Annotated in this window: 9 protein-coding genes; 3 read left to right on the top strand and 6 right to left on the bottom strand. The window is 70.6% G+C overall.

The window, feature by feature from the left end:
• Positions 1-51: 51 nt before the first annotated feature.
• Entirely contained in the window at positions 52-651 is a 600-nt protein-coding gene (locus tag ASG04_RS11650) for a biotin transporter BioY (RefSeq protein WP_056124408.1), read from the bottom strand.
• 117 nt (positions 652-768) lie between these two features.
• Here ASG04_RS11650 and ASG04_RS11655 point away from each other — a divergent pair, with 117 nt between their 5' ends.
• The gene (locus tag ASG04_RS11655; protein ID WP_056124412.1) at positions 769-2,367 is read left to right on the top strand and encodes an ABC-F family ATP-binding cassette domain-containing protein; all 1,599 of its coding nucleotides are present in this window, start codon (positions 769-771) and stop codon (positions 2,365-2,367) included.
• 36 nt (positions 2,368-2,403) lie between these two features.
• On the opposite strand, the gene ASG04_RS11660 is transcribed toward ASG04_RS11655, so the two are convergent.
• Genes ASG04_RS11660 through ASG04_RS17615 form a run of 3 tightly spaced genes read right to left on the bottom strand, consistent with a single transcriptional unit; the run spans position 2,404 to position 4,129 of the window.
• Entirely contained in the window at positions 2,404-3,372 is a 969-nt protein-coding gene (locus ASG04_RS11660) for an SURF1 family protein (RefSeq protein ID WP_082518072.1), read from the bottom strand.
• Complete coding sequence (locus ASG04_RS11665) at positions 3,369-3,677, bottom strand: hypothetical protein (protein ID WP_414835828.1); 309 nt, start codon at positions 3,675-3,677, stop codon at positions 3,369-3,371. Before ASG04_RS11665 ends, ASG04_RS11660 begins: the two co-directional genes overlap by 4 nt.
• A complete protein-coding gene (locus ASG04_RS17615) occupies positions 3,677-4,129 on the bottom strand; it encodes a DUF3099 domain-containing protein (RefSeq protein WP_162241717.1) in 453 nt (150 codons plus the stop codon). Before ASG04_RS17615 ends, ASG04_RS11665 begins: the two co-directional genes overlap by 1 nt.
• Positions 4,130-4,334: 205 nt before the next feature.
• Here ASG04_RS17615 and fabG point away from each other — a divergent pair, with 205 nt between their 5' ends.
• Entirely contained in the window at positions 4,335-5,048 is a 714-nt protein-coding gene (gene fabG / locus ASG04_RS11675; protein WP_056124418.1) for a 3-oxoacyl-ACP reductase FabG, read from the top strand.
• A gap of 69 nt (positions 5,049-5,117) precedes the next feature.
• Here the strand turns inward: fabG and serB are convergent, their stop codons facing one another.
• Both serB and ASG04_RS11685 read right to left on the bottom strand, forming a co-directional pair.
• On the bottom strand, positions 5,118-5,756 hold the full coding sequence (gene serB / locus ASG04_RS11680; protein ID WP_056125728.1) for a phosphoserine phosphatase SerB: 639 nt from the start codon (positions 5,754-5,756) through the stop codon (positions 5,118-5,120).
• A 72-nt stretch (positions 5,757-5,828) separates the two neighbouring features.
• Entirely contained in the window at positions 5,829-7,070 is a 1,242-nt protein-coding gene (locus tag ASG04_RS11685; protein ID WP_056124422.1) for a glucose-1-phosphate adenylyltransferase, read from the bottom strand.
• A gap of 47 nt (positions 7,071-7,117) precedes the next feature.
• On the opposite strand from ASG04_RS11685, the gene glgA reads away from it, so the two are divergent.
• Positions 7,118-8,314, top strand: a complete 1,197-nt coding sequence (gene glgA / locus ASG04_RS11690) for a glycogen synthase (protein ID WP_056124425.1) — start codon at positions 7,118-7,120, stop codon at positions 8,312-8,314.
• Positions 8,315-8,377 lie beyond the last annotated feature (63 nt).

An 8,377-nucleotide genomic window follows, 5' to 3' on the forward strand; every position in this document is an offset into this window, starting at 1 on the left:
AGAGCCCCACACCGGTGCGGTGCGGGGCCCTCAGCGTTCGTGGGGAGTGCGTCAGCGGCGGCCGACGGCCTTCCACACCAGCGGCACGATTCCGGCGGCGATGAGCGCCTTGACCAGGCCACCCACGATGAACGGGTACAGGCCGGCCGCGAGCACCGACTGCAGGTCGTTCGGCAGGCCGAGCGCGCCGAGGGCGACGGCCAGGTACGGCAGACCGGTGACGAAGGGGATCGCGCTGGCGAGCGTGAACGCCACCGCGGCGCGGCCGACCCTGCGGTCCCAGTTGCGGCGCGCGAGCCACCCGATGACGCCCGCCGCCGGGACGAACCCGATGACGTAGCCGAAGCTGGGCAGCGACAGCGCGTGGAGGCCGCCCTGCATGTCCGCGAAGAAGGGCGCTCCGGCGAGTCCGGCCACGGCGTACACGAGCATCGACAGGATGCCCCGGCGTGCGCCGAGGGTGGCACCGACGAGCACGACTGCGAGCGTCTGGCCGGTGATCGGCACCGGCCACATCGGGATCTCGACCTGCGCCATGGCGGCCGTGAAGAGGGCACCGCCGGCGACGAGGGCGACGTTCGTGGCCAGGCCGTGCGTGCGGAGGCGGTCGGCGAGGACTGCGCGGGGAGCGAACCCGGTGGCGTTCGTCATGGATTCTCCTAGAATGGACTGCTGGTCCCTGTTCTGGGACAGCCGGTCCCGTCAGCGTAGCGGTGCACCCCACGCACACACCGTTGTGCACAACCACCAACTGATTGGACTTCCACTGTGCTTGCCGTGCACGACCTCGAGATCCGCGTCGGGGCTCGCCTCCTGATGGAGAACGTGTCCTTCCGAGTGGAGAAGGGCGACAAGATCGGTCTCGTCGGCCGGAACGGCGCCGGGAAGACCACGATGACCAAGGCCTTGGCGGGGGAGCAGCCGCCGACCGACGGCAAGATCGAACGCACCGGCGAGATCGGCTACCTGCCGCAGGACCCGCGCTCGGGCAACCCCGAGGACACCGCCCGCAAGCGGATCCTCGATGCCCGCGGACTCGGCGAGCTCGTCGAGGGCATCCGTCTCGCCACGGTCGACATGGCCAGCGCGGACGCCGCCGTCGCCGACAAGGCGATGCGCCGGTACTCCCGCCTGGACGACCAGTTCAACGCGCTCGGCGGGTACGCGGCCGAGGCCGAGGCTGCGTCCATCGCGTCGAACCTCAAGCTGCCGGACCGCATCCTCGACCAGCAGCTCAAGACGCTCTCCGGTGGTCAGCGTCGTCGCATCGAGCTCGCGCGCATCCTCTTCTCCGACGCCGAGACGATGATCCTCGACGAGCCGACCAACCACCTCGACGCCGACAGCGTCGTCTGGCTCCGTGAGCACCTGAAGACCTACCCCGGCGGCGTCATCGTGATCTCCCACGACGTCGAGCTGGTCGACGAGGTCGTCAACCGGGTGTTCTACCTCGACGCCAACCGCCAGACCATCGACATCTACAACATGGGCTGGAAGCTGTACCAGCGGCAGCGCGTCGCCGACGAGGAGCGCCGCCGCAAGGAGCGTGCCGGCGCCGAGAAGAAGGCCGCCACGCTGAAGGACCAGGCCGCCCGGTTCGGCGCGAAGGCGTCGAAGGCCGCCGCCGCGCACCAGATGGTCGCGCGAGCCGACAAGCTCCTCGCAGGCCTCGAGGACGAGCGCGTCGCCGACCGGGTCGCGAAGATCCGGTTCCCCACGCCGGCCCCGTGTGGTCGTACGCCGCTGATGGCCGAGGGACTGTCGAAGTCCTACGGGTCGCTGGAGATCTTCGCGGGCGTCGACCTGGCGATCGACCGTGGTTCCCGCGTGGTCATCCTCGGCTTCAACGGTGCCGGCAAGACCACGCTGCTACGGATCCTGGCCGGTGCGGACGCTCCGGACACGGGGGAGATCCAGCCCGGTCACGGCCTGCGCATCGGGTACTACGCCCAGGAACACGAGAACATCGACATCAACCGCACGGTGATCGAGAACATGGTCTCGGCATCGACTGACCTCAACGAGACCGAGGCCCGCCGCGTCCTGGGTTCGTTCCTGTTCACCGGCGACGACGGCTACAAGAAGGCCGGCGTGCTCTCCGGCGGTGAGAAGACCCGTCTGTCGCTCGCGATGATCGTCGTGTCGGGCGCGAACGTGCTCCTGCTCGACGAGCCCACGAACAACCTCGACCCGGCGTCGCGCGAGGAGATCCTCAACGCCCTGGCCGGGTTCGAGGGGGCCGTCGTGCTCGTCTCCCACGACACCGGCGCCGTCGAGGCGCTCAACCCCGAGCGTGTGCTGCTGCTGCCGGACGGCACCGAGGACCACTGGAACAAGGACTACGCCGAGCTCATCGAGCTGGCGTAGCGACCACCGCGCTGCCCGGACGGGTCGTGTGTCCGGTCAGGAGCGCGACTCGAGCAATTCGTCCTCGACGTCGGCATCGGTCTTCGGCTTGGCGTCCTTGCGACGCTGTCGTTCGAGGGCGCGCTCGCGCTCCTCGGGGTCGTCCTGGTTCAGGTTGCGGTACTCCTGGACCATCAGGTACGCCAGGAAGCCGAAGCCCCCGGCCGCGAACATGAACCACTGGATGAAGTAGCTCAGGTGCAACCCGGTGTCGGCGCTCGGGCGGTCCCATCCGAACGGGCGGGCCTGGGTCGGCGAGGGGGACTCGGACGCCAGCTGACCGTAGGCGCCGGTCCAGATCGGGGCGTCCACCTTCTTCGCGACGTCGGTGAGCGTGACGGACTGCACCTGGTCGGTGTGTGCCGGGTCGGTGCGTCCGGGGATGCGCGGTTCGCTCTGCTGCAGCCGGGCGATGACCGTCACCTGACCGGACGGGGGCGACGGCACGCTGTCGGGCGCGTCCTGGCGGTTGCCGGTCGGCACCCAGCCGCGGTCGACGACGAACGCACGGCCATCGGCTGTGACGAGCGGCGTCAGGACCTCGAACCCGGGCTGGCCGTTGTGCACGCGGTTGCGAACGAGGAGCTGGTCGTCGGTGTCGTAGCGGCCGGTGACCTCGACGCGCAACCAGGTCTGGTCGTCGTCCCAGCTGCCCGCGCGCGGCAGGGCGTCCTGGACCGGGACCGGAGTGTGGTCGTAGTTGGCGGCGATCTGCTGGTTCTCGCGCACGGCTTCGTTGCGGCGGTCCCACTGCCACATGCCGAACAGGGTGCAGAGGATCGCGAAGCCGACCGCGATGGCGAGGTACCCCAGCCATCGTCGGCTGCGGACGAACCCCCAGCCGACGAACGGCTCATCGGTGCCACGAGGTGCTTCGCCCGCGGACGGCCGGTCCTGCTGGGCGGCCCGCTCGATGCGCTCGGCGTGGCGTCGCCCGTACCGGCTGCGGGGGTCGAACTCGGTCATCGCTCGTTGGCCGCGCGCGCCCGTTCGCCGACGTCGTTCTTGGGCGCGTCGTGCTGCTTGGTGTCGTCGAGGCGCTCGACGTCCTCGTCGAGGCCGGTCACGCGCACCGGGAACGTGCGAGAGCGCAGGTACCCGGCCAGGAAGTCGCGGTGCTCGTCGCATGCCGCCCAGATCTTCACGCGGTCGGTCGCGTGGATCCGGGGGTTGCGCCAGTTGATGCGCCACGCCGCGGGCGTTGAACACCCGGCGCGCGAGCAGACCGGGGTCGACCCCGGTTCGGTGAACAGGTCGAAGGTCGCACCCATCAGCGGTGGCCCCAGACACGGGAGCGGTCGCCGCTGCGCTGCCACTCTTCTTGTGCGTGCTGCGCGTTCTGCCGCAGGCGCTCCTGCTCGTCGCGGTACGCCTGGGCCCGTGCGTCCTCTTGCGCTTCGCGCAGACGCGGGTCGTAGTCCGCCGCACGGACGAGCGCACCGGCTGGGGCGACGTAGTCGGACTCGGTGTGGCTGCCGGCGTTCGCCACGACGACGGCGATCCAGGGGATGACCCCAGCCAGGACGATCGGGATGAGCGCGAGCAGCGGGCTGTGCCAGACGGTGTAGATCAGGACGGCCCCGACGAACAGGATCACGCGGACGGCCATCTGCCAGACGTAGCGCGAGAGACGGTGCTTCCGGTCGCGCTGCGGCGTGTCCGGCAGCGCCGTGATGCTCTGTGTCGTGTGGCGCGTCGACTTGATGCCTCGCGCTGACTTCATGCGTTGCGTCGTCTTCATGCGTTCGATCTCCGTCTGCCCAGGATCAACCCTAAGCCCGTCCACCGACACTTGCCCGCATCGTCCGGTCCGCGTCCGCCCCGGTAGGCTCGTGCGGGCGTGTCGGGCGCTGGAGCCCCCGGAACGCCCGAGCGGAAGACCCCGTGCACCGGGCAGCAACCCCGTGCACCCAGCGAACGGAGCGCCCATGACCACCCCCCGTACCGTCCTCGTCACCGGCGGCAACCGCGGCATCGGCCACGCCCTCGCCGCACGGTTCGTCGCCGCCGGGCACCGGGTCGCGGTCACCTCGCGCAGCGGCGACGGCGGGCCCGAGGGCGCCCTCACCGTGCAGGCCGACATCACCGACTCGGCGTCGGTCGACGCGGCGTTCACCCGGGTGGAACAGGAGCTCGGCCCGGTCGAGGTCCTGGTCGCGAACGCCGGCATCACGAACGACGGGCTCCTGCTCCGCATGTCGGAGGAGGACTTCACCAACGTGATCGACACGAACCTCACCGGGACGTTCCGGGTGGTCAAGCGTGCGACCAAGGGCATGATGAAGGCGAAGTTCGGTCGGATCGTGCTGATGTCGAGCGTCGTCGGCGCGTACGGCCAGGTCGGGCAGGTCAACTACGCGTCCTCGAAGGCCGCGCTGGTCGGCATGGCGCGGTCGATCACCCGCGAACTCGGTTCCCGCGGCATCACCGCGAACGTGGTGGCGCCCGGTTTCATCCAGACCGACATGACGGCTGCGCTGCCCGACGAGCTGCAGGCCGAGTTCAAGAAGCAGATCCCTGCCGCGCGGTACGGGACCGTGGACGACGTCGCCGACGCCACGCTGTTCCTGGCCGGCGACGGCGCCGGGTACATCTCCGGCGCGGTCGTCCCGGTCGACGGCGGCCTCGGCATGGGCCACTAGTCCCGGCCCGGCCCGGCCCGGCCTGGCTAGTCCCGGCCCGGCTAGTCCCGGCTCGGCTCGGCGCTCGCTCTACCCGCGCAGCCCGAGCGCCGCGAGCACCGGGGACAGGTCGCGGTCCACGACCACGACGTCAGCCTGGTCGCGCACGCGCGGCTTTGCGTCGAACGCCACCGCCAGCGCGGCGGCCGCCATCATCGCGAGGTCGTTCGCGCCGTCCCCGACCGCGACGGTCCTGGTCATCGGCACGCGGTCCTCGGCAGCCCACGCTCGCAGGGTCGCGGCCTTCGCCTCGGCGTCGACGACGTCGCCGAGGACCCGCCCGGTCAGCACGCCGTCCACCACCTCGAGCCGGTTCGCCCGGCAGTGGTCGAGCCCGAGCTGGGCAGCGAAGGGGTCGAGCACCTCGTGGAACCCCCCGGACACCACGCCGACCGTGCCACCTGCGGCGTGCACGCCGCGCACGAGCTCGTCAGCGCCGACCGTGACACGGACCGCCCGCTGCGCGCGCTCCACGACGTCGGCCTGGAGGCCCGCCAGGGTCGCGACCCGCTCCCGCAGGCTCTCGGCGAAGTCGAGTTCCCCGCGCATGGCGCGCTCCGTGACCGCCTGGACCTGTGGTCGGGTCCCGGCGTGCTCGGCGAGCAGTTCGATGACCTCGTCCTCGAGCAGGGTGGAGTCGGCATCGAGGACGACGAGGAAGCGCGGCACGCCACCACGGTAGCGGTGCCGCGCACCCTGTGACGTCGCGCGTCCGGGCATGCGCCCGACCGCGCGCCGGGGCTACGCCTCGACCCGGACGCCCTTGCCCACGACGGTGATGCCCGACTCGGTCACGGTGAAGCCCCGCGCCTCGTCCGCCGCGCGATCGACGCCGACGCGGGCGCCCGGTGCGAGCACCACGTCCTTGTCGAGGATCGCCCGGTTCACGACGGCCCCGGCACCGATGGTCGCGCGCTCGAACACGATCGAGTCGAGGACCTTCGAACCGGAGTCGGCGGTGCACCACGGCCCGATGACGCTGCGTTCGAGCTGCGCACCGGACATCAGGCAGCCGAGCGACACGATGGAGTCGACGGTCGACCCCGTGTTGCCGTTGCCGTCGCGCACGAACTTGGCCGGCGGCAGGTTGGTCTGCTGGTTGAAGATCGGCCAGTCGGTGTTGTACAGGTTGAAGACCGGCACGGGCGCGATGAGGTCCATGTGCGCGTCGTAGAACGAGTCGATGGTGCCCACGTCGCGCCAGTAGTACTTGTCGCGGTCGTTCGAGCCGGGGACCTCGTTGCGCTGCAGGTCGTACACGCCGGCGTCGCCGCGGGACACGAAGTCCGGCACGATGTCGCCACCCATGTCGTGGTCGCTCGTCTCGATCTGTCCGTCGCGCAGGACGGCGTCGACCAGTGCGTCGGCGTTGAAGACGTAGTTGCCCATCGACGCCAGGATCTCGCCGGGGGAGTCGGCGAGCCCGACGGCGTCCTTCGGCTTCTCGAGGAACGCCTCGATCTTCGTCGGGTCGTCGTCGGCGACCTGGATCACGCCGAACTGGTCGGCGAGGCCGATCGGCTGGCGGATGGCCGCCACGGTCGCGTTCCGGCCCGACGCGATGTGTGCCTCGACCATCTGCGAGAAGTCCATGCGGTAGACGTGGTCCGCGCCGACCACGACGACGATGTCGGGCCGCTCGTCACGGAGCAGGTTGAGCGACTGCAGGATCGCGTCGGCCGACCCGGCGAACCATCGCTTGCCCAGGCGCTGCTGCGCGGGCACGGACGCGACGTACGACCCGAGCAGGCCCTCCATGCGCCACGTCTCGGCGACGTGCCGGTCGAGGCTGTGCGACTTGTACTGCGTCAGGACGACGATCTTCTGCAACCCGGAGTTGACCAGGTTGGAGAGGGCGAAGTCGACGAGGCGGAAGTTCCCGCCGAACGGGACAGCGGGCTTCGCGCGGTCGGCAGTGAGCGGCATGAGCCGCTTGCCCTCGCCTCCGGCGAGGACGATGCCGAAGACCTTCTTTGGTGCCATGGGGTTCACAGTAGGCGTCCGGAGTGTGAACCCGTTACGTTGAGTCCGTGCGAGTCGATCTACTGACCAGGGAGTATCCGCCGGAGGTCTACGGCGGAGCGGGTGTCCACGTGGCCGAACTGACCGCGGCCCTGCGGTCCGGGACCGACACCGAGGTGCGGGTCCGCGCCTTCGGCGCGTTCCGCGACGAGGAAGGTGTGTGGGCCTACCGCACCCCCGAGGGGCTCGCTGACGCGAACGGCGCGCTGCAGGCACTCGGGACCGACGTCCAGATGGCCGCCGACGTCCAGGGCGCCGACATCGTGCACTCGCACACCTGGTACGCCAACGCCGCTGGCCGTCTCGCGCAACTGACGCACGGCATCCCGCACGTCGTCACCGCGCACTCGCTCGAGCCCCTCCGTCCGTGGAAGGCCGAGCAGCTCGGCGGCGGCTACCGCCTGTCCAGCTGGATGGAGCGCGAGTCCTTCGAGCAGGCCGACGCGGTGGTCGCGGTGTCCAAGGCGATGCGTGCCGACATCCTCCGCTCGTACCCGTCGATCGACCCGGCCAAGGTGCGCGTCGTCTACAACGGCATCGACGTCGAGGCCTGGCAGCCGCAGGTCGACCACAACACCGTCCGTGCGCTCGGCATCGACCCCGACCGCCCGAGCGTGGTGTTCGTCGGCCGCATCACCCGACAGAAGGGCCTGCCGTACCTGCTCCGCGCGGTGGCGTCCCTGCCGCCCGAGGTCCAGGTCGTGCTGTGCGCCGGCGCGCCGGACACCCCGGAGATCCTGGCCGAGGTGACCGGCCTCGTCGAGGACCTCCGCCAGCAGCGTGACGGCGTCGTCTGGATCGACCGGATGCTCGCCCACGACGAGATCGTGAAGGTCCTGACGGCCGGCACAGTCTTCGTCTGCCCGTCGATCTACGAGCCCCTCGGCATCGTGAACCTCGAGGCCATGGCCTGCGGCATCCCGGTCGTCGGCACCGGCACCGGCGGCATCCCCGAGGTCGTCGCCGACGGCCTGACCGGGCGGATCGTCCCGATCGACCAGGCCACCGACGGCACCGGCACCCCGACGGACCCCGACAAGTACGTCGCCGACCTGGCGGCCACCCTCAACGAGGTCCTGTCGGACCTGGGGCTGGCCAAGCTGATGGGCCGCGCCGGTCGCCTGCGCGTCGAGACCGAGTTCACCTGGGCCGCGATCGCGAAGCGGACGCGCGTGGTCTACGACCAGGTCCTGGCGGCTCGTTGAGCCGACCACCGTCCCGGCTCTGACAGGAGGCCCGGGTGACGTCCGTGACGGACGTCACCCGGG

It is taken from the genome of Curtobacterium sp. Leaf183 (assembly GCF_001424385.1).
Classification (GTDB): Bacteria; Actinomycetota; Actinomycetes; order Actinomycetales; family Microbacteriaceae; genus Curtobacterium.

What these genes read in the sequence shown, in the direction of transcription:
- ASG04_RS17615 (WP_162241717.1), bottom strand. Translation starts at nt 4,129, where the DNA reads ATGAAGTCAGCGCGAGGCATCAAGTCGACGCGCCACACGACACAGAGC.
- fabG (WP_056124418.1), top strand. Translation starts at nt 4,335, where the DNA reads ATGACCACCCCCCGTACCGTCCTCGTCACCGGCGGCAACCGCGGCATC.
- ASG04_RS11660 (WP_082518072.1), bottom strand. Translation starts at nt 3,372, where the DNA reads ATGACCGAGTTCGACCCCCGCAGCCGGTACGGGCGACGCCACGCCGAG.
- ASG04_RS11685 (WP_056124422.1), bottom strand. Translation starts at nt 7,070, where the DNA reads ATGGCACCAAAGAAGGTCTTCGGCATCGTCCTCGCCGGAGGCGAGGGC.
- ASG04_RS11665 (WP_414835828.1), bottom strand. Translation starts at nt 3,677, where the DNA reads ATGGGTGCGACCTTCGACCTGTTCACCGAACCGGGGTCGACCCCGGTC.
- ASG04_RS11650 (WP_056124408.1), bottom strand. Translation starts at nt 651, where the DNA reads ATGACGAACGCCACCGGGTTCGCTCCCCGCGCAGTCCTCGCCGACCGC.